Origin of the sequence: Litoreibacter halocynthiae (assembly GCF_004365635.1) — a bacterium.
Classification (GTDB): domain Bacteria; phylum Pseudomonadota; class Alphaproteobacteria; order Rhodobacterales; family Rhodobacteraceae; genus Litoreibacter; species Litoreibacter halocynthiae.
The window spans coordinates 260,627-285,947 of sequence record NZ_SOBH01000001.1 but is presented as its reverse complement, the minus strand read 5'-3'; the positions used below and the strand labels follow the sequence as shown (position 1 = coordinate 285,947).

At 60.0% G+C, this 25,321-nt stretch carries 27 protein-coding genes; 17 read left to right on the top strand and 10 right to left on the bottom strand.

What is annotated here, in order from left to right:
• Window positions 1-3: 3 nt before the first annotated feature.
• From BDE40_RS01395 to BDE40_RS01380, 4 genes are all read right to left on the bottom strand, one after another.
• Window positions 4-933, bottom strand: coding sequence for a phytanoyl-CoA dioxygenase family protein (locus BDE40_RS01395; protein ID WP_134012135.1), 930 nt, complete (start codon window positions 931-933; stop codon window positions 4-6).
• Window positions 934-942: 9 nt separating this feature from the next.
• Window positions 943-2,568 (bottom strand): TRAP transporter large permease, encoded by a 1,626-nt coding sequence (locus tag BDE40_RS01390; RefSeq protein WP_134012134.1) that lies wholly within the window; start codon window positions 2,566-2,568, stop codon window positions 943-945.
• Entirely contained in the window at window positions 2,568-3,473 is a 906-nt protein-coding gene (locus BDE40_RS01385) for a TRAP transporter small permease subunit (protein WP_246030326.1), read from the bottom strand. Before BDE40_RS01385 ends, BDE40_RS01390 begins: the two co-directional genes overlap by 1 nt.
• Window positions 3,474-3,618: 145 nt before the next feature.
• The gene (locus BDE40_RS01380; protein ID WP_134012132.1) at window positions 3,619-4,644 is read right to left on the bottom strand and encodes a TRAP transporter substrate-binding protein; all 1,026 of its coding nucleotides are present in this window, start codon (window positions 4,642-4,644) and stop codon (window positions 3,619-3,621) included.
• 251 nt (window positions 4,645-4,895) lie between these two features.
• Here BDE40_RS01380 and BDE40_RS01375 point away from each other — a divergent pair, with 251 nt between their 5' ends.
• On the top strand, window positions 4,896-5,555 hold the full coding sequence (locus tag BDE40_RS01375) for a GntR family transcriptional regulator (protein ID WP_246030325.1): 660 nt from the start codon (window positions 4,896-4,898) through the stop codon (window positions 5,553-5,555).
• Window positions 5,556-5,567: 12 nt separating this feature from the next.
• On the opposite strand, the gene denD is transcribed toward BDE40_RS01375, so the two are convergent.
• Complete coding sequence (gene denD, locus BDE40_RS01370; protein WP_134012130.1) at window positions 5,568-6,539, bottom strand: D-erythronate dehydrogenase; 972 nt, start codon at window positions 6,537-6,539, stop codon at window positions 5,568-5,570.
• On the bottom strand, window positions 6,536-7,522 hold the full coding sequence (locus BDE40_RS01365) for an NAD(P)-dependent oxidoreductase (protein WP_134012128.1): 987 nt from the start codon (window positions 7,520-7,522) through the stop codon (window positions 6,536-6,538). The genes denD and BDE40_RS01365 overlap by 4 nt, the downstream gene beginning before the upstream one ends.
• Before the next feature lie 68 nt (window positions 7,523-7,590).
• Between BDE40_RS01365 and BDE40_RS01360 the strand changes: the two genes are divergently transcribed.
• The 6 genes from BDE40_RS01360 to BDE40_RS01335 all read left to right on the top strand — a co-directional run bounded on the left by BDE40_RS01360 (window position 7,591) and on the right by BDE40_RS01335 (window position 13,714).
• Window positions 7,591-8,340 carry an SDR family oxidoreductase gene (locus BDE40_RS01360; protein ID WP_134012126.1) on the top strand — a complete coding sequence of 250 codons (750 nt, stop codon included), beginning with the start codon at window positions 7,591-7,593 and terminating at the stop codon, window positions 8,338-8,340.
• Window positions 8,341-8,424: 84 nt separating this feature from the next.
• On the top strand, window positions 8,425-10,212 hold the full coding sequence (locus BDE40_RS01355; RefSeq protein ID WP_134012124.1) for an IlvD/Edd family dehydratase: 1,788 nt from the start codon (window positions 8,425-8,427) through the stop codon (window positions 10,210-10,212).
• 12 nt (window positions 10,213-10,224) lie between these two features.
• Window positions 10,225-11,073, top strand: a complete 849-nt coding sequence (locus BDE40_RS01350) for a fumarylacetoacetate hydrolase family protein (RefSeq protein WP_134012122.1) — start codon at window positions 10,225-10,227, stop codon at window positions 11,071-11,073.
• A complete protein-coding gene (locus BDE40_RS01345; RefSeq protein ID WP_134012120.1) occupies window positions 11,070-12,026 on the top strand; it encodes a 2-hydroxyacid dehydrogenase in 957 nt (318 codons plus the stop codon). The genes BDE40_RS01350 and BDE40_RS01345 overlap by 4 nt, the downstream gene beginning before the upstream one ends.
• The gene (locus BDE40_RS01340) at window positions 12,023-13,111 is read left to right on the top strand and encodes a mandelate racemase/muconate lactonizing enzyme family protein (protein WP_134012118.1); all 1,089 of its coding nucleotides are present in this window, start codon (window positions 12,023-12,025) and stop codon (window positions 13,109-13,111) included. The genes BDE40_RS01345 and BDE40_RS01340 overlap by 4 nt, the downstream gene beginning before the upstream one ends.
• Before the next feature lie 174 nt (window positions 13,112-13,285).
• Window positions 13,286-13,714, top strand: a complete 429-nt coding sequence (locus BDE40_RS01335; RefSeq protein ID WP_134012116.1) for a cupredoxin domain-containing protein — start codon at window positions 13,286-13,288, stop codon at window positions 13,712-13,714.
• Between the two features lie 144 nt (window positions 13,715-13,858).
• On the opposite strand, the gene BDE40_RS01330 is transcribed toward BDE40_RS01335, so the two are convergent.
• Window positions 13,859-15,433, bottom strand: coding sequence for a bifunctional metallophosphatase/5'-nucleotidase (locus BDE40_RS01330; RefSeq protein ID WP_134012114.1), 1,575 nt, complete (start codon window positions 15,431-15,433; stop codon window positions 13,859-13,861).
• Window positions 15,434-15,577: 144 nt separating this feature from the next.
• On the opposite strand from BDE40_RS01330, the gene BDE40_RS01325 reads away from it, so the two are divergent.
• Window positions 15,578-15,913 (top strand): DUF952 domain-containing protein, encoded by a 336-nt coding sequence (locus BDE40_RS01325; RefSeq protein ID WP_134012112.1) that lies wholly within the window; start codon window positions 15,578-15,580, stop codon window positions 15,911-15,913.
• Window positions 15,910-16,968 (top strand): quinone-dependent dihydroorotate dehydrogenase, encoded by a 1,059-nt coding sequence (locus BDE40_RS01320; RefSeq protein WP_134012110.1) that lies wholly within the window; start codon window positions 15,910-15,912, stop codon window positions 16,966-16,968. The genes BDE40_RS01325 and BDE40_RS01320 overlap by 4 nt, the downstream gene beginning before the upstream one ends.
• Here the strand turns inward: BDE40_RS01320 and BDE40_RS01315 are convergent.
• Genes BDE40_RS01315 through BDE40_RS01305 form a run of 3 tightly spaced genes read right to left on the bottom strand, consistent with a single transcriptional unit; the run spans window position 16,965 to window position 19,197 of the window.
• Entirely contained in the window at window positions 16,965-18,272 is a 1,308-nt protein-coding gene (locus BDE40_RS01315; RefSeq protein WP_134012108.1) for an MATE family efflux transporter, read from the bottom strand. The two genes, BDE40_RS01320 and BDE40_RS01315, sit on opposite strands and share 4 nt — an antisense overlap.
• A complete protein-coding gene (locus BDE40_RS01310; protein ID WP_134012106.1) occupies window positions 18,265-18,756 on the bottom strand; it encodes a PaaI family thioesterase in 492 nt (163 codons plus the stop codon). Before BDE40_RS01310 ends, BDE40_RS01315 begins: the two co-directional genes overlap by 8 nt.
• 3 nt (window positions 18,757-18,759) lie before the next feature.
• Entirely contained in the window at window positions 18,760-19,197 is a 438-nt protein-coding gene (locus BDE40_RS01305) for a PaaI family thioesterase (protein WP_134012104.1), read from the bottom strand.
• Between the two features lie 150 nt (window positions 19,198-19,347).
• On the opposite strand from BDE40_RS01305, the gene BDE40_RS01300 reads away from it, so the two are divergent.
• The 8 genes from BDE40_RS01300 (at window position 19,348) to BDE40_RS01265 (ending at window position 25,320) form a co-directional block, all read left to right on the top strand.
• Window positions 19,348-19,719, top strand: a complete 372-nt coding sequence (locus BDE40_RS01300) for a MerR family transcriptional regulator (protein ID WP_134012102.1) — start codon at window positions 19,348-19,350, stop codon at window positions 19,717-19,719.
• 307 nt (window positions 19,720-20,026) lie between these two features.
• Window positions 20,027-20,428: a MerR family transcriptional regulator gene (locus BDE40_RS01295; RefSeq protein WP_073143551.1), complete on the top strand. Its 402-nt coding sequence runs from the start codon at window positions 20,027-20,029 to the stop codon at window positions 20,426-20,428.
• A 31-nt stretch (window positions 20,429-20,459) separates the two neighbouring features.
• A complete protein-coding gene (locus BDE40_RS01290) occupies window positions 20,460-22,238 on the top strand; it encodes an acyl-CoA dehydrogenase C-terminal domain-containing protein (RefSeq protein WP_134012100.1) in 1,779 nt (592 codons plus the stop codon).
• A 47-nt stretch (window positions 22,239-22,285) separates the two neighbouring features.
• Window positions 22,286-22,498: a hypothetical protein gene (locus BDE40_RS01285; RefSeq protein ID WP_073143546.1), complete on the top strand. Its 213-nt coding sequence runs from the start codon at window positions 22,286-22,288 to the stop codon at window positions 22,496-22,498.
• Between the two features lie 84 nt (window positions 22,499-22,582).
• Window positions 22,583-23,209, top strand: coding sequence for a glutathione S-transferase family protein (locus tag BDE40_RS01280; protein ID WP_134012098.1), 627 nt, complete (start codon window positions 22,583-22,585; stop codon window positions 23,207-23,209).
• A gap of 73 nt (window positions 23,210-23,282) precedes the next feature.
• Complete coding sequence (yidD, locus tag BDE40_RS01275) at window positions 23,283-23,768, top strand: membrane protein insertion efficiency factor YidD (protein ID WP_134012096.1); 486 nt, start codon at window positions 23,283-23,285, stop codon at window positions 23,766-23,768.
• A gap of 9 nt (window positions 23,769-23,777) precedes the next feature.
• Window positions 23,778-24,116 carry a hypothetical protein gene (locus tag BDE40_RS01270; RefSeq protein WP_134012094.1) on the top strand — a complete coding sequence of 113 codons (339 nt, stop codon included), beginning with the start codon at window positions 23,778-23,780 and terminating at the stop codon, window positions 24,114-24,116.
• Window positions 24,109-25,320, top strand: a complete 1,212-nt coding sequence (locus BDE40_RS01265) for an acetyl-CoA C-acetyltransferase (protein ID WP_134012092.1) — start codon at window positions 24,109-24,111, stop codon at window positions 25,318-25,320. The genes BDE40_RS01270 and BDE40_RS01265 overlap by 8 nt, the downstream gene beginning before the upstream one ends.
• Window position 25,321 lies beyond the last annotated feature (1 nt).

Sequence of the window (25,321 nt, the reverse complement as noted above, 5' to 3'; positions counted from 1 at the left end):
CTTTCAAGCGCAATAGGGCGCGTCGGAGGTCCAGCGGTGAATGTCGATATGAGGCTCGGCAGAAAGGCGTGCGCGGGCGTCTTGCCACATGCTGCGCCATGCCTTCCAGTCGTGCAACTCGGTTTCAGGCCGCGCGCGGGAGCGGGCTATGAAATCGGGGAAATGGCTGCGGCCGGTGGGCTGGCCGGTCTTGTTGAAGCGCAGGTCGAACGACCAGCGGATGCCTTGCGAAGTGTTCGGCAAAGATGCGTGCGGGACCAGCGGGTGGAACAGAACCGCCCCGCCGGAGGGCACAGGCAACGGCACGGCACCGTCTTCGTCGATGAACTGATCCGCGATGGCGGTTTGCTTTTTCGGGCAATGAGGCAGGATGTCTTGCGGGCCGTTGAAAGGCTGCACTTTCAGGCAGCCGTTTTCCACGGTGGCGTCGGTGACGGCAAGCCAGACGGTGACCATCTCGGTCTGGTCTGCCTCCTCCAAGGCCACCGCGCGGTCCTGATGCCAGTCGGTGGAGGTGATATGCGCGCGCACCTCGTCAGCCTTGAGGTCGGTCGCGGGGGGCTTGATGCGCACGTGCTGGATCGGGTTGGAGGTGATCTCCGGCCCGATCAAATCCTCGACCATATCAAGCAGGCGGGGATGCGTGGCCATCTCGAACACGGCGGGGCCGAAATGCATGGGCGTATCTGCCGCGATGCGGTCACCCGGCAGCGATATGTCCATCGGTTGGAACCAGTCGCGGCCCGCGCGGTAGGCGGTGATAAGCTTTTCCTCGAAGCTGGTCGCCGCGGGCAGATCCCAGCCCGCATAGAGGTCATCCAGCAATGCTGCATATTCCGCCCGCACGCGCCCCAGCACATCTTGCGGCACCACATCGGGGACGACCAGATAGCCGTCCCGATTGAACGCGGCGATCTGGTCTGTACTGAGCATGGGCCCCTCCTACGGCAACAGGACTGAGACGATGGGTGGCCAGATCAGCAGCACCGACAGCGCGGCCATCTGGATGCAGATGAACGGCAGGAAGCCTTTGAAGATGTCGGTCAGCGAGATGTGCGCCGGAGCCACCGATTTCAGGTAGAACGCGGCGGGGCCGAAGGGCGGCGACAGGAAGCTGACCTGCATGTTCATACAGAACACCACGCCGAACCAGATCGAAAGGTGGCGCGGGTTCAGCTCTCCGAAGATGCCGATATCCTCGATGGGCAAGCGCTGCACGATGGGCAGGAAGACGGGGATAATCAGCAGCACGATGCCGACCCAGTCCATGAACGCGCCCATGAACAACAAGATCAGCATCATCAGCAGGATGATACCCATGCTTGGTAGATCGGAGCCGACCACGAGGTCCGCCACGAAGACCGGACCACCCGCGATTGTATAGGCCCCTGCCAGGGCCGCAGCACCGATTGTCACCCAGATGATCGTACCAGTGGATTTCAGCGTCCGCATCAGCGAGTCCCAGACCAGATCGAACGACGCCTCGCCGCGCAGGGCGGACATGACCAGCACGGCAACTGCGCCCATGCCAGCGGCTTCTGTGATGCCCGTGATACCCATGTAGATGGAGCCCAGAACCACGCCGATGATGATGATCGGCGGCACGAGGCCCTTGCCCATTTTCCAGCCCAGGCGCGATCGCTCGCGACCGAAGACGAAGTAGCTCAGCACCAGCGTTATCAGAACCGCGCCGCCGAACCATGGCGCGTAGTCCATGGTGCCGAAGCGGATATCCGCACCCGTGTTGCCCGCGTTCTGGCCGGAGAATTCGAAGAACAAAACGCGCAGCAAGAAGAAGGCAGAGAAGCCCGACACGAGGCGCGACAGGAAGGCGAGAAACAGCATCAGCTTTTCGCGACCTCGCGGCTCGCCCGCAACGGTCTCCGGCAATGGCGCGTCTTCCGGCTTCAGCTGCGTGCGGATGATGATGTAGATGATGATGAACGACGCCAGCATGAAGCCCGGCAGGAAGGACGCGGTGAATAGCGCCTTGATCGAGGTTTCGGTAATCAAGCCGTAAATGATGAGAACGATGGAGGGCGGGATCATGGTGCCGAGGCAACCCGACGCGCAGATCGTGCCGATGGCAAGGTTCTGGTTGTAGCCCAAGCGCAGCATTTGCGGCAGCGCAATCAGGCCCAGCAGGACAACTTCACCGCCGATGATGCCGGACATGGCGGCCATGATCACGGCCATGATCGACGTGACGATGGCGATGCCGCCACGGGTGCGGTTCAGCCAGACGTTGAGCGACGAATACATGTCCTTGGCAATGCCGGAGCGTTCCAGCAAGGACGCCATGAAGATGAACAGCGGGATGGATATGAGGACGTAGTCCGTTAAGAGCCCGTATATTTTCTGCGCCAGAATATTCAGCGGCCCCGAGCCGGGCCTGCCTGTCAGCATGCCCTCCCCGAAGGTGAAGGGGTTGGCGAGCAGAGTGGGCTCGAACTTCATCACCAACACCAGTGCGGCGAGGATTGCAGAGGCGAAGCCGAGCGGCATGCCGATGGCCAGCAGGACCATCAGGCCCAGCATCAGGACCAGAGAGATTGTGCCGATATCCATTAGTCTTGCCCCGCCTTTGTGTGTTGTACCGCGCTGCGGGTGACGTCCATGTCCCCGATACCGTCGGCGCCGACGGCTTTTTTCAAGCGCTCGATTTCATCCGCGTCGATGTCATCGGCGGCGGAGTGCATCACCGGCTCGGCGTTCCAGTCCGAGAACAGGTTGACCACTGCCTGAACTGCCACCAATGCCACCACGATCAGCACCATGGGTTTCAGCGTCGCGGGAATCGGCGGATCGAAAGCCGTGCCAAACGTTTCCCAGCGCATGAATTTGGTGAATGCCTCGCCGTAGCCGCCATAGATCAGGAAGAAGGTGAAAGTGACGATCAGCAGGGTTGAGATCACGTCGCAAACCCGTTGCAGGCCGCGGGGCATCATATCGTAGAGCAGGAAAATGCGGATATGGCTGCGCTGCTGCATCGCGTAGAGCCCTGCGCACAGGAACACAAAACCCGCGAGCCAGAGCGACAGCTCATTGGCCCACAGCGTCGGGGCCTCGAATACGTAGCGCAGCACCACCTCGAACATCATCACCGAGGTGAGCAGCACGACCAGCATCATGGTCACCCGACCGATGAAGACCGAGGAGCGGTCCGCGGCGCGCCAGCTTTCGAACTCCATCGGGGCGCGGCGCACCGTGCGTGCGCCGAAGACGAACAGGATCGGCACCGAAATCAACGCGATCCAGTCGATGATGTCGGCGTTGGGTGTCAGCGGGGTGTGCAGATTGGGGGTCAGGTCCAGCGAGGCATAGAGCGCAGAAAGCTGATCGTTCGGGCCGCCAAAGTCGAGAATGAAGGCAGGCATGTGCCATGTCAGCCACGCGGCCGCCGCGATGAAGGCCAAGGGCATGACCCATTCGATCAGGCTGCCGGATTTCGGGTGTTGTGTCGCGTCGCTCATCTGCCCCCCTATCGTTTTTGGAAACGGACCCCCTTGCCACGCCGTTGGAATGACGCGGATTGGAGACTTTGATTGTAATGATCAAACGTCAGGCCAAAATGTGAGGGAGGTCGCGGCACGCGCGACCTCCCACAAGGTTTTGGTCTTACTCGGACACAAGGCCCAGCTGGGTAAGGTAGCCCATGTGGCTCTCTACCAGCGCCTTGGCTTCCGGTGTGGTCGCAAACTCGGGCCATGTGGCTTGAGCCGCCTTGCGGAACTCAGCCATGTCTTCGTCACCCCAACGCGACAGGGTCACACCATTGGCGCGCAGTTCCGATGCGGATTCGGCGTTCAGCTTTTCGAAGGTCAGCGCGGTGCGCAGAGCCAGCGATTCCATGGCAACCTTCATGATGCGCTGATGTGCTTCCGGCATGGCGTCGAATACCGCCTTGTTACAGGCAAGGTGGTCGGACGGCATGGAGTGGAAGCCCGGGAAGTTGGCATATTTGGCAATGTCATACAGGCCCATGGACTTGTTGTTTGCCAGACCGGATGCGTCCGCACCGTCGATGATACCGGTTTCCAGCGCGGTGAAAATCTCGGTGAAGTCCATCACGATGGGCGATGCGCCCAGCTTCTCGAAGATCTTGGTTTCCATGCCGGGAGGGGAGCGGAACTTCCAGTTCTTGAAGTCCGCGACCTTGGCGATTGGCTTGGTCGAGGCAAAGCTTTCCTGACCGTAAATCCACCAGCCGATCAGCTCCATGTCATATTTGTTATAAAGCTGCGCTGCTGCTTCCAGACCGCCACCGTAATACAGCCAGGACAGCTGCTGGTAAGGCGTGTCGTAGCCGCCCATGATGTCGCCCACGAACTGGAAGGCAGGGTTCTTACCGGTCTGGTAAGCGCCGCCTGTCATGTCGCAATCCAGAATGCCGGAAGCGGCGGCGTCAAAGGTTTCCACCGACTTCACAACGGAGGAGGCGTAGAACATCTCGACGTCGATGGCGCCGCCGGACATGGCTTTGATGTTTTCCACATATTCGGTCGCTAGCTTGCCCGAAATCGATTCCGGAGCGTAGTGCGTTTGGATGCGGAGCTTGGTGGTCGCGTGGCCGTCAGCGACCGCGCCGGTGGCAAGCAGAGCCAAAGCCGCGACTGAACTCGCGGCGGTGTTCAAAATCTTCATGGTGTCCTCCCAGACGAATATACTGTTTTCGCATTTCAGATCAGGCGGAGGCCTCCCCCCAATGTTGACCCTGCGTCCGATGACCCTAGCAACCGAATCTGGCGCTGCCAACAAATATTCTAATTTTTCACTAATTTTGAAATTTCATTGCAATTTCAAAATTATTTGGGATAGCTTTGTAGTCAGCCCGACCGCACAACTGGCATTCGCCGCAAAGCTGCGCTAGATCGGCCCCGAGCAGGAGAGCATTGATGACCAACACCGCGACAGTCCCGAAAATGGATACGCCTGCGATCTATGACGACCTTCATAGAAAACTGGTCACCGCGCAATTCGACCATGGCGAGAAGCTGAAATCCGAAGAGCTGCGCCACCTCTATGGCTGCTCGGCCAACACCATCCGCGAGGTGCTGTTCCGGCTGTCCACCGCGGGGCTTGTGGCCTTCGAGGAACAACGCGGCTTTCGCGCCCGACGCACCTCACGCGAGCGCCAGCATGACCTGACGCAGTTCCGCATTTTGCTGGAGCAGGAAGGCGCAAGCCTGTCGATGAAACACGGCGACATCGAATGGGAAGCGCGGCTTTCGGCGGCGCATCACAAACTGAGCCATATCGAGGGCAAGGTCCGTCGCACAGGCTCAGTCGAGAATGTACTGCCGCTTTGGTCGAGCGCCGAATGGGAATTCCATGACACGTTGATTTCGGCCTGCAATTCGCCACTGCTGCGCGAGACCTACAAAACGATCTACGACCAGTTCCGCCAGCAGCTGGTGTCCCGCGCCAGCAATTACGGCTACTATGTCGACAATATCGAGGAGCATCGCGCGATCCTAGAAGCCGCCCTTGCCCGCGATGAGGCGCTTTGCCGCCAGCACATCCATGACCACCTTGCGCGCAACATGATCAGCTAAGGCTGACCGCGCCTAGGTTAGTCGTTTCAGGTCGTCATCGAGATAGACCTGAATGATCTCCTTGAAGCTGCTTTCCGCCTTGAAGCCCAACGCAAGCGCGCGCTCCGGCGCGAAGTTGCGCGGCCAGCCTTCGACGATTTTCTGGATCACCGGATCGGGCTGTGGCTTGATCAGTTTCACCATGTCATTGCCAGCAATGTCGCGCAGCGCCTCGATTTGTTCGGCCACGGTGCAGCTGACGCCCGGCAGGTTCAGGGCGCGGCGATTCTGTAGCAGATCGGTGTCGAGGGTTGCGGCGTGGGTCAGAAAGCCGGTCGCGGAGCGTGGGCTGGCGTGCCAGTGGCGCGTCGTGTCGGCGACCGGCAGAATGGCCTCCTGCCTGTTCAGCGGCTCGCGGATGATGCCCGAAAAGAACGACGACGCGGCGGCGTTGGGTTTGCCGGGGCGCACGCAGATGGTGGGCAAGCGGATGGAGATGCCGTCGATGAAGCCCTTGCGGGAAAAGTCAGAGATCAGCGTCTCGCAGATCGACTTTTGCGCGCCGTAGCTGGTTTGCGGGGCGGACAGGAAGTCGTCGCTGATTTTGTCGGGATACGGCCCGCCGAACACCGCGATGGAGGACGTGAAAACGATGCGCGGGCGGTAACTGGGGTCGGCCTCATGCTCCGCACGCAGCGCTTCGAGCAGCGCCCAGGTCGGGTGCATGTTGATGGCCCAGCCTTTGGCGAAATCGGCCTCGGCCTCCCCCGACACGATGGAGGCGAGGTGGAAAATGACGTCCGGTTTGGTTTTGGCTAGAGCTTCGAGCGTGCCTACATCGGCGATGGAGCCGTTGATCTGAGTGGCACCGGCGATGGGGTCCGGTGGGAACGCAATGTCGTGCAGGGTGATGTCGACCTGTTGGCCGTTCAATCCGTTTGCCACAATGTGACGGGCCAGTTTCTGGCCGACCATGCCGCCGCCACCGAGGATGAGGGTCCTCATGCTGTCACCCCGTTGCGCTTTAACAGTTCGAGATAGAGGCCGGAGTGATCCTTGTCGGCGCCGTCCATGTTCTCGACGAAATCAGCGAAGCGGTCACGGGTCATCTCGGAGACTGGGAGTTTCAGGCCCAGCTGGCCGCTCTCGTTCAGCAGGTTGTCGAGGTCCTTGAGCTGGAATTTGGACAGACCGCCGGGGGCGAAGTTGCCCTCGGTCATCCGCGCGCCATGCTGTTGCAGGATGGTGCTGTCGGCGAAGCCGCCTTTGAGTGCCGCGCGGACGGCGGCAGGGTCGGCGCCGCCCTTTTGAACGAGCAACATCGCCTCGGCCACTGCCGCAATGGTGACGGCGACGATCGCCTGATTGGCGAGCTTGGCGAGCTGTCCGGAACCGGTGGGGCCGACATGGACGGGGCGTCCCATTGCGTTGAGCACAGGCTCGGCGCGGGCGAACGCGTCCGCATCGCCGCCTGCCATGATGGCGAGCGTGCCCGCCTCCGCGCCTTTGGTGCCGCCGGACACGGGCGCATCAAGGTGTTGGAAGCCTAGGCCCGACAGATGCGCGGCTTGCGCGCGGGCCTCTTCCGGCTTGGCGGATGACATGTCGATCCAGAGCGCTCCTGCCTTCATCGCGCCGGTTACGGCGGAATCGTTGACGAGGCTGCCGACAACGATCCCGTCAGCAAGCATGGAGATCACAATGTCCGCATTCTCGACAGCTTCCGGCACCGTGTCGTGCACAGTTGCGCCGGCCTCGGACAGCGGTTCCGCCTTGCTACGGGACCGGTTCCAGACCGCAAGTGGGAACCCCGCCTTGGCGATGTTTCGCGACATGGGCGCCCCCATGAGACCGGTGCCGAGAAGAGTGATTTTCTGGTTTTGCATGAATGTCCCCGTGGAAGCCCTGTTTTTGCTGTTTGCGGTAACAGTAGGGCATGGTGTCGGGCGTGAAAAGCATTGAAGCCCGCTAAATTTGGTTCTAGGCATTGACGTATGACGCAGGGTTATCTGCCTGACTGCCGCGTCGATTTACAGCAAGAATTGGGGGATTTTTCGTGGAACGTCAGAGACTTGCGGGAAAGCGCGTAATCGTCACTGCGGCGGCGCAGGGTATCGGACGCGCCTCGGCGCTGGCGATGGCCGACGAGGGGGCGAAGGTGTTTGCCACCGATGTGAATGCGGATGCGCTGGCGGATTTGATACATGACAACGTGGAAACTTTCGTGCTGGATGTGCGTGACGGGGTATCGGTGAAAGACGGCGTGGCGCGGGCTAATCCGGACGTGTTGTTCAACTGCGCGGGGTTCGTGCACCACGGGACCGTTCTGGACGCGACGGACGCGGAATGGGACTTTGCGTTCGACCTGAACGTGCGGGCCATGTGGCGGATGATTCAGGCGGCGCTGCCGGGGATGCTGGAGCGGGGCGGTGGTTCGATCGTGAACATGTCGAGTGCATGCTCGTCGATTATCGGTGCGCCGAACCGGTTCATTTATGGCACCACAAAAGCGGCGGTGATCGGGATGACAAAATCGGTGGCGGTGGACTACATCACCAAGGGAATCCGCTGCAATTGCATCTGCCCCGGCACGGTGGAAAGCCCGTCGCTTGAAGACCGCTTGCACGCATTGGGCAAGCAGGTCGGCGGCTATGAAGAAGCGAAGAAACAGTTCGTGGCGCGCCAGCCAATGGGGCGGATCGCGACGGCGGACGAGATCGCGGCTCTGGTGGTGTATCTGGCCAGCGACGAGAGCGGGTTCACGACGGGTCAGCCGCATATCATCGACGGCGGGTGGTCCGGCTAGGGTCCGGAATTTGAGTATTTTTGACCAAATGGAAACAAGGGTGTTGCTCTGAGCGGCGCGCGTTAACCTTAACGGGATGTGAAGATGGCGGATAAGTCGAAGCTGAGATCGCAGAAGTGGTTTAACAACCCTGACAATCAGGAAATGACCGCTTTGTATTTGGAGCGGTATCTGAACTACGGGCTGACCCGCGAGGAGTTGCAATCGGGCAAGCCGATTATCGGGATTGCGCAGACAGGGTCCGATTTGTCGCCTTGCAACCGCCACCATATCGAGCTGACCAAGCGGGTGCGCGACGGGGTGATTGCGGCGGGCGGCACGGTGATCGAGATACCTGTGCATCCCATTCAGGAGACCGGCAAGCGGCCCACCGCGATGCTGGACCGGAACCTTGCCTATCTGTCCTTGGTGGAGACGTTGTTCGGCTACCCGATTGACGGCGTCGTGCTGAATATCGGCTGCGACAAGACCACCCCTGCCCTGCTGATGGCGGCGGCAACCGTGAACATACCTGCGATTGCCCTGAGCGTGGGCCCGATGCTGAACGGCTGGTTCAATGGCGAGCGCACGGGCTCCGGCACCATCGTATGGAAGGCCCGTGAGATGCAGGCGGCGGGGGAGATCGACGATGACGGGTTCATGGATCTGGTGGCGTCCTCGACGCCGTCTGTGGGCTATTGTAACACTATGGGGACGGCGACCACGATGAACTCTCTGGCGGAGGCTTTGGGGATGCAATTGCCCGGCTCTGCCGCCATCCCCGCGCCCTATCGCGAGCGGGGGCAGATCAGCTACCACACCGGTCAACGCATTGTGGAAATGGTGCATGAGGACTTAAGGCCATCTGACATCATGACGCGGGAAGCCTTTGAAAACGCTATCGTTATCAACTCGGCCATTGGCGGGTCTACCAATGCGCCGATCCATTTGAACGGGGTGGCTAAACACTTAGGCATCGAGCTAACCAATGACGACTGGCAGGGCATCGGGCATAAGGTGCCGTTGCTGGTGAACTTGCAACCGGCGGGCAAGTATCTGGGCGAGGATTATCACCGCGCGGGCGGCGTGCCTGCGGTAATCGGCGAGTTGTTGAAGGCGGGGCTGCTGCCTCATCCGGATGCGGTGACCGCCAATGGCAAGACCATGGCGGAGAATTGCGACGGGGTGCTGACGGGCAATGACGACGTGATCTATTCGATTGACGCGCCGATGTTGAAGGATGCGGGCTTCATCAACCTCAAGGGCAACTTGTTCGACAGCGCGATCATGAAGACCAGCGTGATTTCCGAGGAATTTCGAACGCGATATTTGTCGAATCCAGATGATCCTGAGGCCTTCGAGGGGCGTGCCATTGTGTTCGACGGGCCGGAGGATTTCCATCACAAGATCGACGACGAGAGCCTTGGCGTTGACGAGCATTGCATCCTGATCATGCGCGGCGCGGGGCCGAAAGGATATCCGGGCGGTGCGGAGGTGGTGAATATGCGGCCACCGGCATACCTGTTGAAGAAAGGTATCCACGCCCTGCCCTGTGTCGGTGACGGGCGGCAATCGGGAACGTCGGGGTCGCCGTCGATCCTGAACGCATCGCCCGAGGCGGCGGATGGTGGCGGATTGGCCTTGGTTAAAACCGGTGACGGTGTGCGGATTGATCTGCGTAAATGCACGGCTGATATGCTGGTGGATGATGCCGAGTTAAAGCGCCGCGCGGAGAAGCTGGTGAACGGCTCCATCGAGGTGCCGGACAGCCAGACCCCGTGGCAGGAGATTTTCCGCGCCATGGTGCGTCCGTTCTCGGAGGGGATGACGCTGGAAGGTGCCACCAAATACCAAGACATTGCGCGCAAATATATGCCGCGCGACAACCATTAAGGGAGATGTGAGATGAAACTGGTTCGATACGGAAAAAAAGGCGAAGAAAAACCCGGCATGATTGACGCTGATGGCGTGCTTCGTGATCTGAGCGATCATGTGAAGGATATCGACGGCGCGCATCTGGGTGACGCGGTGTTGCATGCGTTGAGCGAAGTGAAACCTGACCACCTGCCCGAGGTGAAAGGCAACCCGCGCCTTGGGGCCTGCGTCGGCAATATTGGCAAGTTTCTGTGCATCGGGCTGAATTACTCGGACCACGCGGCGGAAACGGGCGCTGCGATCCCCGAACATCCGATCCTGTTTTTCAAGGCGAATTCTGCCATCGTGGGGCCGAATGACGACGTCATAATGCCCCGCGGCTCCACCCATACGGATTGGGAGGTCGAGCTGGGTGTTGTCATTGGCAAGAAGTGCAAATACGTCTCCGAGGCCGACGCCTTGGACTATGTCGCAGGCTACTGCGTGATCAATGACGTCTCCGAGCGGCACTTCCAAACACAACTGACCGGCCAATGGACCAAGGGCAAATCCTGCGACACGTTCGGGCCGACCGGCCCGTGGCTTGTCACCAAGGACGAAGTTGGCGACGTGCAAAACCTTGCGATGTCGTTGGACGTGAACGGCAAGCGCATGCAGACTGGTAACACGAACACGATGATCTTCACCGTGGCGCAGATCATCGAGCATTTGTCTGGCCTGATGACCCTGTATCCAGGCGATGTGATCACCACCGGCACCCCTCCGGGTGTGGGAATGGGGATCAAGCCGGAGCCGGTTTACCTTAAGAAAGGTGACGTGATGGAGCTGACGATTGAAGGCCTTGGGACGCAGCGCCAGACTGTGGGCGAAGACACATGAGCAATCCCGGCCTTTTGAAGATTGGCGGCGCGACTGAAGAGATGATGTCGCGCCTTACGCCGGAATTCACCATACACGAGCTTTCCGAAATTTCAGATTTGGATGCGTGGGCAAGGGAACACGGGGCCTCTGTCGAGGCGGTGATGACCAATGGCCATGACGGGGTTCCGCCTGCGGTTATGGCGGCATTGCCAAACCTGAAGGCTGTGTCCGGTTATGGCGTCGGCTATGACGCGGTGGACACCGATGCCTGCGTGGCGCGGGGGATTAAAGTCTCGCACACGCCGAATGTGCTGAATGGCGAGGTGGCCAATACCACCCTGCTGTTGCTGCTCGCGGGCTTGCGGAACTTCCGCCATGACGAAGCATGGGCGCGGTCGGGCGATTGGGAGGCCAAGGGCAACGCTCCTTTGTCCAACTCGCCCGATGGCAAGACCATCGGGATTTTGGGGCTGGGGCGCATCGGGCAGGAGATTGCCGACCGCTTGTCGGTGTTCAACCCGACCATCGTGTACCACACACGGACCAAGAAAGACGTGCCGTATACCTATTACGCCGATCTGGTGGAGATGGCGAAAGCTTGCGACGTGTTGGTGTGCATCACGCCTGGTGGGCCGTCGACCAGCAAGATCGTGAACAAAGATGTGTTGGAAGCTCTGGGGCCAAAGGGCATGTTGATCAACGTCTCGCGCGGCTCTGTCGTAGACGAGGACGCCTTGATTGCGGCCTTGGACAGCGGCAAGCTGGGGCTGGCGGGCTTGGACGTGTTCGAGCGGGAGCCGCATATTCCTGACGCGTTGAAGGCATCGGATCGCACGGTGCTGTTGCCGCATGTCGGCTCCGCCACGCATGAGACACGTGCGGCCATGGGCGCGCTGACGGTGGACAACTTGCTGCAATGGAAAGCAGACGGCTCGTTGAAGACGCCAGTGCCGGAATGCGCGCATCTATGAAAATCGCCTCGGTCCAGACGCGGCTTTTTAATGTGCCACTGGACGAGGTGCTGGTGGATGCCAAGCATGGCGACCACCATTTTTTCCAACTGATCACCGCGACGGTGCGGCTGGAAGATGGCTCCGAGGGGACGGGCTATACCTATACCGGCGGAAAAGGCGGCACCGCGATTGCCGCGATGATCCGCGACGACCTGACCCCGTTTCTGGTTGGCCAAGATGCAAGCGACGTTGAGGCGTTGAATGACGCCATGCAGTGGCATGTGCATTACGTGGCGCGGGGTGGGATCGCCTCTTTTGCCATTTCTGCGGTGGATATTGCGCTGTGGGATTTGCGGGGCAAGGCGCTTGGCGAGCCATTGTGGAAAATGGCAGGCGGCGCGTCGGATAGATGCCGGGCCTATGGCGGCGGAATTGATCTGGGGTTTGCTTTACCCAAGCTGCTGGACAGCTTGCAGGCGTTTCTGGATCGCGGGTTGAACGGGGTGAAGATCAAGATCGGGCAGCCGACCTTGGCCGAGGATATTGAACGCATCGCTGCTGTGCGGAAGATGATCGGGCCGGATGTGGCTTTTGCGGTGGACGCCAATTATTCGATGAGCGTCGATCAGGCGATCAAGGCGGCGAATGCGTTCAAGCCGTTTGACCTGATGTGGTTCGAAGAGCCGACCATCCCCGACGACTACAAAGGTTTTGGCCGCATCGCTGAAGCGACCGGCATGCCGCTTGCGATGGGAGAGAACCTTCATACGATTCACGAGTTCGAATATGCGGTGGCCGATGCCAAATTGACCTATCTGCAACCTGACGCGTCGAACTGCGGCGGGATCACCGGATGGCTGCAAGTGGCCGCACTGTGCCACGAGAACGGGATCTCCCCCTGCTCGCACGGGATGCAGGAACTGCATGTAAGCCTTGTGGCGGCCCAGCCCAATGCGGGCTGGATCGAGATGCACTCGTTCCCGATCGAGCGCTACACAACTCGGCCGGTTGTGATCGAAGAGCACATGGCGGTGGCACCGAACACCGCAGGGACCGGAGTGGTTTTCGACTGGGACCAACTGACCCCGTTTGAGCAAAAGTGAACGACGGCGCTGCGATCTGACACCGCAAGGGCCCGTCGTTGTCCCTGATTTGGCAACGCGCTGTTTCCATATCCGGCCTCTGATGCCCCAGAATTGCCTAATTCTTTTTGCATTAACTATTCCCAGATATTTGGCGTGAAAACCGCCTTGAAGTAACCCGTGAGGACTTGAACGATGCGTAAATTAGTAATGAGCTGCGCCGCATGTGCGCTTGCACTGACTGCTGGCATTGCCGGCGCAACCGGACTGGACGGCGAAGGTTCTTCCGGCCTCGGTGCACAGATGGACGAGCGCCGTGTTGATATCAAAGGCGGCGTTTTCTTTCCTCCGATGATTTTGGCGAGCGCTGGTGAAGTGATCACCATCCGCAACGAAGAAGACGTAGTGCATGACGCCACGGCGATTGACGGCAGCTGGACAACCGGACCGATCCAGCCCGGTGCCGTTGCTGAAGTCACTGTCGGTGCAGACATGATCTTGTGCTTCAAATCGACCTATAACGAAGAATACAAGGGTGCGTTCGGCTCCGTAGAGACCGGCGAAGCTCCTGAGTGTTTCGAGCTGTCCGGCGCTGGCGATGGCAGCAACGACGGCCAGAACTAATCAAGTCTGATTGGTTTAACCGCTCTGGAATTAGAAAAGGCCCTGCCGGAAACGGCGGGGCCTTTTGCATTTCTGCGCGCTCATCGCGGAAGTAATGCATAAGAAAGGCCGCGCGGTCGTCCCCGCGCGGCCTCCGTTTAGAAGTTACTTCTTGACGATGCGCCCGTCCGTATACGGTGCCACAGGGCCGTTGGCCGCCATGTATTCCGCCAACACGTCCGCCACGTCAGGCCCGAAATCATAGGCATTATCCGCTGTGGTGAACATGCTGAAGCCATCACCCCCGCCGCGCACGAAGTTGTTGGAGACCAGCTTGTAGGTCGCCGCAGGATCAATCGCGACCCATGCGTCACCATCCTTCACCGATACATCCTGAATGCGCCCCTCGTTCGGGGCCACGGATGGGTCCCAGCTGAATTGCAGCCCTGCCACTTGTGGGAAGCGACCTTTGACCTCCTCAACCTGACTCACACCATTTTCCAATGCGTCGATGACCGTTTGGCCCGACACCTCGAATGTCGACAGCGTGTTCTGGAACGGCAGCACGGTCAGCACCTCGCCCATCGTCACTTCGCCTGCGTCGATCGAGGAGCGGATACCGCCGGAGTTGGCGATGGCGATGGTGACACCCTGGTTCTTTACGCGAGCCAGCATGGCGTCGGCGATCAGGTTGCCCATCGAGCATTCCTCGACACGGCAGACGTCGCGATCACCGTTGAGGGTATCAGCGGCCTCGGCAACGACCTTGTTGCGGATTTCATCCAGCGGCGCGGCCAATTCACCGATGCGGGACAGAATGGTCGTGTCTTCGACCACCTGACCGTCGATCAGGATCGGCTCGCCTTTGGCTTCGGTGATTTTGCCGTCATCGTCGAAGGTGACGTTCAGCTCGCCCAAGAATTTGCCGTAAGCGTAGGCTTGTACGATGGCTGTATCATTCACCATCACTGGATAGATGTCGACCGCACGTTCTTGGGTGTTGGACAGCAGCGTGTTGGAGTGGCCGCCAACGATGACGTCGACGCCGGTGGTGTTGGCTGCGACCAGCTTGTCGACCACGAAACCGGAGTGGCTCAGCACGATGATCTTGTTCACGCCCTCGGCGGTCAGCTTGTCGACCTCACCCTGCACCGCTTCGGAAGGATCGGTGAAAATGATATTTTTGCCGGGGGACGCCAAATCGGGCGTGTCCTGCGGTGTCAGGCCGATCAGGCCGATTTTCTCGCCGCCGCGCTCGATGGTGGTGGATTTCATCAGCTTGTCGGCCAGCGCAGGCTCTCCCGAGACGTCCGCGTTGGACATCAGAACCGGGAAGCCCACCGAATCCATGAAGCCGGCCAGCACTTCGGGGCCGTCGTCGAATTCGTGGTTGCCGACGGTCATGCCGTCATATTCGAGGCCGTTCATCATCTCGGCCGCGACCTTGCCTTTATAGTAGGTATAAAACAGCGTGCCTTGGAACTGGTCGCCGCCATCCACAAGGATGGAGTTGTTGGAGCGCGACCGCGCGTCCTTCACGGCATTGACCAAACGGGCCCAACCACCGAAGCACTTGCCCTCGGTATTGTCCTCGGCAGAGCAGCCGGAATCGTATTTGCTGATCGGCTCGAACCGCGCGTGGAAGTCGTTGGTGTGCAGGATGGTCAGCGAGTAGTCGGCTGCAGCAATCCCTGATGTCAGGGTCAGGGCTGCAGCACTGGTGAGAAGGGTCTTAAGCATTTGGATGGTCCCCCAATTGGATATCTGCCGATAGAGTGGCGCTATTAATTGCCGGAGTCAAAGCCCCGTCGCGAGTTGGCGTAACGTCACCTTATGACAGGTCTATGACTTGACCAGAACTTGGGCAGCAGGCATGTGAACCGCATGCTTATTTACAAGATCATGACCGCCGACGCGTGGTCCGAATTTCAGACGAAAGGCCGCTTTACCGGCGCGCCGATTGACCTGACGGACGGTTACATCCATTTCTCCACCGCCCGACAGGCGCAAGAAACCGCTGCCAAGCATTTTGCGGGACAGAAGGATTTGTGGCTGGTGTGGGGGGAGGCCCCCGCCGACGCCGCGTTGAAATGGGAAGTGTCGCGAGGCGGAGCCGAGTTCCCGCATTTGTATCGCGACTGGTTGTTGTCCGAAGTGTCCGGCAACGCGCCGCTGCCATGGACTGGCACCGCACATGTGTTCCCAGAGGGAATGGCATGAAGGTTTTAGAACGGATTGCCCTTGCGGGAATGCATTGCGTGGCCCCTGAAAGGGCGCATGGTCTGGCTGTGCAATCACTAAAGATGGGATTGGGGTTCGGGCGAGGGCCGGTCTCCTCGCCCCGCCTGAGCACGTCATTGGCCGGAATGAATCTGGCAAACCCCGTTGGTTTGGCCGCTGGCTTTGACAAGAATGCCGAAGTGGTTGGCCCCTTGGCGCAGGCAGGCTTCGGCTTTCTGGAAGTCGGCGCCGCGACCCCGCGCCCGCAACCGGGCAACCCTAAGCCGCGCCTGTTCCGGCTGACCGAGGACCAAGCGGCGATCAACCGTTTCGGGTTCAACAACGAGGGCATGGAGGTGATCGCGGAGCGGCTTGCGTCGCGTGTTGTCGGTGTGCCTGTGGGGTTGAATCTCGGGGCCAACAAGGACAGCGCGGACCGCGCGCAGGACTTCGCCACCGTACTGCGCCGCTGCGGGCCGCATGTGGATTTCGCCACGGTCAACGTGTCGTCGCCCAACACCGAGAAGCTACGCGATCTGCAAGGGCGTGCGGCGTTGTCGGCGTTGCTGGCAGGTGTGATGGAGGCACGGGCCGAGCTGCGCACCCCCATTCCGGTGTTCCTGAAGATCGCGCCTGATCTGGACGACGACGCCCTGAGCGAGATTGCCGAGGTTGCCGTTGAGACGGGCCTTGCGGGGATCATCGCGACCAACACGACCTTATCGCGCGATGGGCTGAAGTCGCCTCATAAAGTAGAGGCGGGCGGGCTGTCCGGCCAGCCTGTGTTTGAGAAAAGCACCCGCGTTCTGGCGCGGCTGTCGGAGTTGCTGGACGGCGCGATGCCGTTGGTGGGCGTGGGTGGGGTCGGCTCTGCCGAGCAAGCCTATGCCAAGATCCGCGTGGGCGCATCGGCTGTGCAAATCTATACCGCCATGGTCTATGGCGGGCTGTCTTTGGCGGGCGAAATTGCGCAAGGCTTGGATCAATTGCTGGAACGCGACGGCTATGCGCATGTCGCGGACGCGGTTGGCACGGGGCGTGGCGACTGGCTTTAGGCGGCCTCCGCCTCCAGTGCAGGGTAACGCAGTCCCAACGTTACCGCGCGGGCGACGAACAGGACCAGCAGGCTGAGCCACAGGCCATGGTTGCCGAAGGCGGGCATCAGCACCGCCAGCGCCGCGCAATAGACCGCGAAAGAGATCGCCATCATGTTGCGCATATCGCGGGTGCGCGTGGCCCCTATGAAAATGCCGTCCAGCATATAGGCCGCCACCCCCAACACCGGGGCCACGATCATGTAAGAAAGATAGTTGCGTGCTTCGGCCTGAACCTCGGGGGCGGTGGTCATGATATCAATAACCTGCGGGCCGAGCAGGGCGAAAGAAACGCTTAAAAGCACCGTAACAATCACCCCCCAAACCGAGGTCAGATAGGCGCTGCGCCGCAAGCGTGACCGATTGCGCGCACCCAGCGCTTGACCGACCAACGCCTCCGCCGCGAAGGCGAAACCGTCTAGCGCATAGGCTGTGATGTGAAGGAACTGCAACAGTATCTGGTTGGCCGCCAGCGTGACGTCGCCAAAACGCGCACCGAAGAACAGGAACGAGATGAACGCAGCCTGTAACAGTACAGAGCGGAGCAGGATATCCGAGTTCACCGAGGCCATACGCCTGAGCCGCACGCGATCGAACACGCGGGGCCAGTCTTTCCACGCAGGGGTTTGGAACGCATCACGGCAAAGCCACAGGCCAAGGCCCAGACCTGTCCACTCTGCTATGAACGTCGCGACGGCCACGCCCTCCACACCCCAGCCCAGTTGCAGCACGAAGACTAAATCAAGCGCGATGTTGAGCCCGTTCATCCAAAGCTGCATGACCAGCACTGCGCGGGTACGCTCCAGCGCGATGAGCCAACCGGTGATGCCGAAAAGCGCAATCGCGGCGGGGGCGGAAAAGATGCGGATGCCCATATAGTCACGGGCGAGGCTCTCGACCTCGGCACTGGCAGGGGACAGCTGGAACGCGCCCCAGAACAGCGGAATTTGCAATACCATGATGGCAAGGCCTGCGGCGATACCGATCATCAAGGAGCGCGACAGCATGGCCGAGACCTCGCCCGCCTGCCCTGCCCCGTGCGCCTGCGCGGTAAGCCCAGCCGTTCCCATGCGCAGAAAACCGAACAGCCAGTAGAACCCCGACAGGATGATCGCGCCAATGCCAACCGCCCCGATGGGGGCGGCAAGACCCAGCTGGCCTACGACACCCGTATCCACCGCGCCCAAAATGGGGACGGTGGCGTTGGAGATCACGATGGGAAGGGCGATTTTGAGGACGCGCCCGTGAGTCAGGCTGTTAGCCATCGTCGCGGGTGGGCATCAGAAAATGCCCTGTGGCCTGCGCGAATATACGGTCGTGATTGTCCTGCCAAGCCTCCACATGCACCGAAGCGTAGCGTCTGCCGGAGCGGTTCACCCGCGCCCGAGCATAGGCATCACGCGGAAGCCCTGTGCGCAGATAGTCCACGGTGAAGTCGATGGTTTTGGGCATTGGCGGCAGGGTGTCGCCGGCCAGCTTGCCCTCCTCCATGTCGGCCCATTGCGACGACCATGTCAGCTCGATGATCGAGGTGATTTCCAGAAAGGCCGCCGTAACGCCGCCATGGATCGCGGGCAGCAGCGGGTTGCCGATCAGGTCTTCGCGGTAGGGCAGCACGGCGGTGAGCTCATCACCGCGACGGTCGAACTGGACGCCGAGATACTGGATATATGGCACGCTTTCGACGAGACCGCGCAGGGCGGCATCGCGGCGGGTTTTGATGACCTGAACGGGTTCGGGTTTCCGCATGGCTCAGGCCCCTTTCGCGCGCTGGAAGGTGAACGCGCCTGTCGCCGCCGCCACTGGGTTGTCGTCATCGTCATCCAGCGCCGTCGCCCGCACAAAGGCGACCGAGCGCGTGACGTGGTAGCACTCGGCCCGTGCGCGGATACGCTGGCCGGGCGTCGCGGCGCGCATGTAGTCGATGCGCAGATCAATCGTTGCCGTTCCCACCGGCGCGTCGCCATGAGACATCACCGCAGCCCCGCCGCAGGTGTCCATCAACGCGGACACCGCGCCACCATGGATCACACCCGTTGCAGGGTTGCCGACGAGACGTTCGTCATAGGGCATGGAGATTATGGCAATGCCATCGCCGATTTCCTCAAGGCGCATCCCCAAGGCGCGGGAATGGGGGATCGCTTCGATGAACTGGCGGGCAAGCTTAATGCGGTCGTTTTGTGTGATCATGCCGTCATCTGTGGCAGCTTTCTTTGCCGTGGCCAAGCCGTGCGATGTCCGCTTTAATCTTTTTTACGTCGTATCAGCGGCTGGATTGGCGCACGAACCTATGCGAGGATATGGTATGCGCAGCTTGTTTAACGAGACAGGGAATCTTCGATGACTTCAGACAATCGCCTCACCTTTAAGGAAATGTGTGCGAAGTTTGACGTGACGCCACGTACATTGCGCTACTACGAGTATATTGAACTGCTGAGCCCCGAGCGCGACGGGCGTTCGCGTTTTTATCACCCCCGCGAAGTGGCCCGGATGAAGCTTATTATGCGGGGCCGGAAATTCGGATTCTCGCTGGAAGACATCCGCCAATGGCTGGATATGTATAACTCGGACCCGCAAAACCGCGCCCAGATGGAAGCCATGATCGCGTTCGCCGACGGGCAAATGGAAGAGTTGCAGAACCGCAGGCAGCAGATTGAGGAGGCGATTTCCGAGTTGCAGGCTTTGCGCGATCAGGTTGCCAAAGGACTTTAGTGTCGGGCACCCGACACTGGGGTTTAGAGCGACAATTGGCCGGCTTTGGGAGCAATGGCGGGGAATGAAACGCGCCCGCTCCCCTTATTTTTATAGGTTTTACGGGGAATTCCGAGATCCGCGCATCACATTTCAAAGCGCTTTGGCCTTCAGAAAGTTGCGCGAAAACCTGCCTTACCTTTCCTGACATTACGTCAACGCAGTTCTGACGCCACGTTACATTTACGTTAACGTCAACAATGCTTGTAAGGTGGCCCCACGTTCAACATGTCCATCACATCGAAACTGTAAAGTGGAGGACATCCAAATGTCTGAGGATACTATGACCATTCGGGAAATGTGCGATGCATACGGGGTTACCCCCCGCACCTTGCGTTTCTACGAAGCCAAAGAGCTGCTGTTCCCTATTCGGGAGGGCCAACGCCGCCTTTTCACCAAAAGCGACCGCGCCCGCCTGAAACTGATCTTGCGCGGCAAGCGTTTCGGATTTTCCCTTGAAGAAATCCGTCAACTTCTGGACCTTTATAATATCGGCGACCAGCAAGCGACTCAACTGGCTCTGACATATGATATCGGCAAGAAGCGCTTGTCAGACATGATCAAACAGCGCGACGAGTTGAACGAAGCCATTGAAGACCTGACCGCCCAGTTGAACTGGGGCGAAAAGATGATCGCCTCGCTTCACATGCCAAAAGCGGCCAACAGCTAACCCCGATTTTCAATTTCGCAGAGAGACTCACATGCCCAGCTACACCGCTCCAGTAAAAGACATGCAATTCGTCCTGCACGACGTCCTGAAAGTGACCGAACAGGACATCCCCGGATATGACGAATTGGAGGCCGATTTCACCTCCGCCATTCTGGAAGAGGCGGGCAAAATCTCGTCCGAAGTGTTGCAGCCGCTGAACGTGGTGGGCGACAAAGAGGGCTGCGTATTGGAAAACGGGGTCGTCCGCACGCCTACAGGTTTCAAGGAAGCCTTCGAGCAGATGAAAGAAGGCGGCTGGACCGCGTTGGATTGCGACCCTGAATATGGCGGGCAAGGCATGCCGTATATTATGGGGACTGCGGTCGGCGAAATGATGGTCTCGGCCAACATGGCGTTTAACATGTATCAGGGCCTGACCCACGGTGCCTATTCCGCTATCCACGCCCATGGCACGGACGAGCAGAAAGCCAAGTATCTACCCAAGATGGTCAGCTGCGAATGGACCGGCACCATGAACCTGACGGAGCCGCATTGCGGCACCGATCTGGGCCTGATGCGCACCAAAGCCGCCCCACAAGAGGATGGCAGCTACAAGATTACCGGCCAGAAAATCTTCATCTCGGCAGGCGAGCATGACATGGCCGACAACATCATCCATCTGGTGCTGGCCAAGATCGAAGGCGGCCCCGAGGGCATTAAAGGCGTGTCGCTGTTTATCGTGCCGAAGTTCATGGTGAACGACGACAATTCGGTCGGCGCGCGCAATGGCGTGTCGGTGGGGTCCATCGAGGAAAAGATGGGCATCCACGGCAACTCCACCTGCGTGATGAATTACGACGAGGCCACCGGTTATCTGCTGGGGACCGAGCACAAAGGCATGCGTGCCATGTTCACCATGATGAACGAAGCGCGTCTGGGTGTGGGGCTGCAAGGCTACGCGCAAGCCGCCGTCGCTTACGAGAACGCCGTGATCTACGCCAATGACCGCCTGCAAGGGCGTGCCGTCACCGGTGCGGAAAACCCTGACGGGCCAGCCGATCCGCTGATCGTGCATCCGGATATTCGCCGCAACCTGATGGACCAGAAGTCCTTTGTGGAAGGAGCCCGCGCCTTCACCTTCTGGGGCGCGCATCTGATCGACCGCCATGTGCGTGGTGGCGACGAGGCGGCTGACGGCCTCATCTCGCTGCTGACACCCGTTATCAAGGGCTTCCAGACCGACAAGGGCTTCGAGTATGCAGTTGCGGCGCAGCAAGTCTATGGCGGCCACGGCTATATCGAAGAATGGGGCATGTCCCAATTCGCCCGCGATGCCCGGATTGCGATGATCTATGAAGGTGCCAACGGCGTTCAGGCGCTGGACCTTGTGGGCCGCAAGCTGGCGCAGGATGGCGGCAAGCATGTGATGGCGTTCTTTGACTTGGTGAAGAGTTTCATCAAGGAAAACGGCGGCAATGAAGAGTTTGACAAAGCCTTCCTTGAGCCTCTGAAAACCGCGTCCAAGGATTTGCAAGCCGCAGGTATGTATTTCATGCAAAACGGCATGAAGAACCCGAACCATGCCTTGGCCGGCTCGTATGATTTCATGCACATGTTCGGCCATGTCTGCCTTGGCTTGATGTGGGCGAAGATGGGCAAAGCCGCGATGGACGCACTTGAAGGCGGCGCATCTGACACCGAGTTCTACGAGACCAAGATCGCGACGGGTAAATACTACATGGCCCGCCAACTGCCTGCGACGGGAATGCATCTGGCCCGCATCGAGAGCGGAGCGGATACGGTTATGGCGCTCGACGCGGCGAATTTCTAAGGTGGTGGCGGGGTGAACCCCGCCCTACCCTTTTTTCGGAGACGCCAATGCCCAAACGCCTGAAACTGACCCGCCGTGTAAATCTTGCCATGACCGAAGACGCGTGGCGCAAGTTGAAGAAATTCAGCGCAGAGGCGGGATTGGACGAAGGGGAAGCCTTGTCGTTTCTGTTCGAGAATTTCAGCAGCGTGACGGATGAGAGCAACCTCACCCATCGCCTGCGGATTTTCAATTCCGAGCTGGAGGCGCGGAAAAAGTAACGGCGCGCGGTTTGCAAGGTTGGATGCCTCCGGCGGGAATATTTCTGCCAAGATGAAGTCACAAGGGTTAAGGGAGATCCGGCGATGACAGCGAAACTTTATTGCTTTGGCGAAAGCGGCAACGCCTACAAGGCGGCGCTGACTATGGAGCTGGCCGGCTTCGACTACGAGCAGGTCTTTGTGGACTTTTTTAAAGGCGAGGCCCGCACCGACGCGTTCAAGGCAATCAACCGCATGGGCGAAGTGCCTGTGCTGGTCGACGGCGATTTGACCCTGACCCAATCGGGTGTGATCCAGCAATATGTCGTCGACCAGACAGGCAAGCTGGGCGGCGCAGCGGCGGACAAATACGAGGTGCTGCGGTGGGTGCTGTGGGACAACCACAAGCTGTCCTCGCAAGCAGGGATGACGCGGTTCCTGATGCACTTCCTGCCAGAAGACAAACGCCCCCGTGACGTGATCGCCTTCATGCAAGGCCGCTTGAAAACGGCCTATGCGGTGCTGGACGCTCAATTGGCGGGGCGCGACTGGGTGGCAGGTGATAGCCTGACCGTCGCGGACCTGTCTTGCTGCGGTTATCTGTTTTATGATGAGCCGTTCGGGTTCGACCGCGCCGAGTGGCCTAATATCGACGCATGGTTGACGCGTATCAGTGAAACGCCGGGCTGGAAGCACCCCTATGATTTGATGCAACGGGCGTTGCCTGCATGACAACAAGTGCCAACATTTTGCTGGATATCCCTCGCCTTGGCCGCAATTATGCGGGCCAAGAGACGGAGAAGTCATGTTCAGCAAAATGGCCCTTGGCGGCATCTGGGCCTACCAGCAATACCTGTCGCCAAGCAAAGGCTTCCGCTGCGCGTACGCGGTGCGCCATGGTGGCACCGGCTGTTCGGGCTACGCCAAGTATGCGATCCGCGATCTTGGGCTCTGGCGGGCGCTGCCGGCCATCCGCCAGCGTTTTCGTGACTGCCGCACAGCACATCTGGCCATCAAGGCGGATTGCGTCTGCAACGAGGCCCCGCTGGACGAAGACGAGCGCGCCGAACTGGAGCGCCGCCGCCGCGACGACAGATGGTACAACAAATGCGACTGCTGTAGCGCTGGCGCCTGTGAATGTGGCTCCGCCCCGCTTGGCTGTTTGGGTCGCGCAGGTGCAAGTAAAGCCGCAGCCAGTAAGGGCTGCGATATCAACCCGTGTGACGGGGATATCGGGTTCGGCGGCTGCGACTGCGCGTCCTGCGACTGTGGGGGCTGCTCCTGCGGCTAGGGCTGCGCCATGATCCTCGCGGCGTTCATCATCGGCATGACACTTTGCGGTGTCACCCTTGCGCTGATCCGCGCGGAGGACACGTTCGACAAGTTTGGCTCTGCCGCTGCGATGTTTTCCGCGTGGTGCGCCTTTGGCATGTTGCTAATGGCAGGTGTTTACGGCTTGGGGCTGGTTTTGCCCGCAATTGCAGGCGGCATCGTGCTGGCGCTGCGTACTCAGAAATTCGGCCAACGGCTTGGTGCCTTGGCCTCGTATAAACTCCCGTTCGGGGTTGGGGCGCTGGTTTGCAGCGTTCTGGCCTGGATCGGGGTCCTGAATCTAATGGAGGAAATTCCCTATGGCTGAAGCCTATATTTATGACGCCGTGCGCTCGCCCCGCGGCAAAGGCCGTAAAGACGGCAGCTTGCACGAGGTGACCGCGGCACGTCTGTCCGCGAACATCCTGAACGCAATCAAGGACCGCAACGGCCTTGAGGGCCACGCCGTCGAGGACGTGATCTGGGGCAACGCCACCCAAGTGATGGAGCAAGGCGGCTGCCTTGCGCGGACCGCCGTTCTGGCGTCCGAGCTGGATCAGCGCATCCCCGGCCTGTCGATCAACCGCTTCTGCGCGTCGGGCATGGAAGCTGTGAACCTCGCCGCAAACCAGATCAAGGGCGGCGCGGGCGACGGCTACATCGCAGGCGGCGTGGAGATGATGGGCCGCGTGGCCATGGGCTCTGACGGGGCGGCAATTGCCGTGGACCCGTCGATTGCCATGGACACCTATTTCGTGCCGCAGGGCATCTCGGCCGACATTATCGCCACCGAGTATGGCTTCAGCCGCGACGAGGCAGACAAACTGGCGGTGGAATCGCAGAAGCGCGCGAAGGCCGCTTGGGACGACAACCGTTTCGCCAAGTCGATCATCACCATCCGCGACCAGAACGGTTTGGAAATCCTCAGCACTGACGAGTACATGCGGCCTCAGACCGACATGCAAAGCCTTGGCGGTTTGAACCCTGCATTCCAGGCCATGGGCGAGGTGATGCCGGGCTTCGACAAGGTCGCGCTGATGAAATACCCGCATCTGGAGAAGATCAACCACATCCACCATGCGGGCAACTCGTCCGGCATCGTGGACGGCTCGGCGGCTGTGCTGATCGGCTCCAAGGAGTTCGGCGAGGCCCACGGGCTGAAGCCGCGCGCGCGCATCCGTGCGACAGCCAAGATCGGCACTGACCCGACCATCATGCTGACCGGCCCGGTTCCGGTAACCGAGCATATCATGAAGCAATCGGGCATGAGCATCTCCGACATTGACCTGTTCGAGGTCAACGAGGCGTTTGCCTCCGTTGTGCTGCGTTTCATGCAGGCCTTTGATGTGGATGACAGCAAGGTCAATGTGAACGGCGGTTCAATTGCGATGGGTCACCCGCTGGGGGCGACCGGCGCGATCATCATTGGCACGTTGCTGGACGAGCTGGAACGCAGCGACAAAGAGGTGGGTCTTGCCACGCTTTGCGTTGCCTCCGGCATGGGTGCCGCCACCATCATCGAACGCGTTTGAG

Coding starts and splice junctions, on each gene's coding strand:
- BDE40_RS01395 (WP_134012135.1), bottom strand. CDS start 933: ATGCTCAGTACAGACCAGATCGCCGCGTTCAATCGGGACGGCTATCTG.
- BDE40_RS01390 (WP_134012134.1), bottom strand. CDS start 2,568: ATGGATATCGGCACAATCTCTCTGGTCCTGATGCTGGGCCTGATGGTC.
- BDE40_RS01385 (WP_246030326.1), bottom strand. CDS start 3,473: ATGAGCGACGCGACACAACACCCGAAATCCGGCAGCCTGATCGAATGG.
- BDE40_RS01380 (WP_134012132.1), bottom strand. CDS start 4,644: ATGAAGATTTTGAACACCGCCGCGAGTTCAGTCGCGGCTTTGGCTCTG.
- BDE40_RS01375 (WP_246030325.1), top strand. CDS start 4,896: ATGACCAACACCGCGACAGTCCCGAAAATGGATACGCCTGCGATCTAT.
- denD (WP_134012130.1), bottom strand. CDS start 6,539: ATGAGGACCCTCATCCTCGGTGGCGGCGGCATGGTCGGCCAGAAACTG.
- BDE40_RS01365 (WP_134012128.1), bottom strand. CDS start 7,522: ATGCCTAGAACCAAATTTAGCGGGCTTCAATGCTTTTCACGCCCGACA.
- BDE40_RS01355 (WP_134012124.1), top strand. CDS start 8,425: ATGGCGGATAAGTCGAAGCTGAGATCGCAGAAGTGGTTTAACAACCCT.
- BDE40_RS01350 (WP_134012122.1), top strand. CDS start 10,225: ATGAAACTGGTTCGATACGGAAAAAAAGGCGAAGAAAAACCCGGCATG.
- BDE40_RS01345 (WP_134012120.1), top strand. CDS start 11,070: ATGAGCAATCCCGGCCTTTTGAAGATTGGCGGCGCGACTGAAGAGATG.
- BDE40_RS01340 (WP_134012118.1), top strand. CDS start 12,023: ATGAAAATCGCCTCGGTCCAGACGCGGCTTTTTAATGTGCCACTGGAC.
- BDE40_RS01335 (WP_134012116.1), top strand. CDS start 13,286: ATGCGTAAATTAGTAATGAGCTGCGCCGCATGTGCGCTTGCACTGACT.
- BDE40_RS01330 (WP_134012114.1), bottom strand. CDS start 15,433: ATGCTTAAGACCCTTCTCACCAGTGCTGCAGCCCTGACCCTGACATCA.
- BDE40_RS01325 (WP_134012112.1), top strand. CDS start 15,578: ATGCTTATTTACAAGATCATGACCGCCGACGCGTGGTCCGAATTTCAG.
- BDE40_RS01320 (WP_134012110.1), top strand. CDS start 15,910: ATGAAGGTTTTAGAACGGATTGCCCTTGCGGGAATGCATTGCGTGGCC.
- BDE40_RS01315 (WP_134012108.1), bottom strand. CDS start 18,272: ATGGCTAACAGCCTGACTCACGGGCGCGTCCTCAAAATCGCCCTTCCC.
- BDE40_RS01310 (WP_134012106.1), bottom strand. CDS start 18,756: ATGCGGAAACCCGAACCCGTTCAGGTCATCAAAACCCGCCGCGATGCC.
- BDE40_RS01305 (WP_134012104.1), bottom strand. CDS start 19,197: ATGATCACACAAAACGACCGCATTAAGCTTGCCCGCCAGTTCATCGAA.
- BDE40_RS01300 (WP_134012102.1), top strand. CDS start 19,348: ATGACTTCAGACAATCGCCTCACCTTTAAGGAAATGTGTGCGAAGTTT.
- BDE40_RS01295 (WP_073143551.1), top strand. CDS start 20,027: ATGTCTGAGGATACTATGACCATTCGGGAAATGTGCGATGCATACGGG.
- BDE40_RS01290 (WP_134012100.1), top strand. CDS start 20,460: ATGCCCAGCTACACCGCTCCAGTAAAAGACATGCAATTCGTCCTGCAC.
- BDE40_RS01285 (WP_073143546.1), top strand. CDS start 22,286: ATGCCCAAACGCCTGAAACTGACCCGCCGTGTAAATCTTGCCATGACC.
- BDE40_RS01280 (WP_134012098.1), top strand. CDS start 22,583: ATGACAGCGAAACTTTATTGCTTTGGCGAAAGCGGCAACGCCTACAAG.
- yidD (WP_134012096.1), top strand. CDS start 23,283: ATGTTCAGCAAAATGGCCCTTGGCGGCATCTGGGCCTACCAGCAATAC.
- BDE40_RS01270 (WP_134012094.1), top strand. CDS start 23,778: ATGATCCTCGCGGCGTTCATCATCGGCATGACACTTTGCGGTGTCACC.
- BDE40_RS01265 (WP_134012092.1), top strand. CDS start 24,109: ATGGCTGAAGCCTATATTTATGACGCCGTGCGCTCGCCCCGCGGCAAA.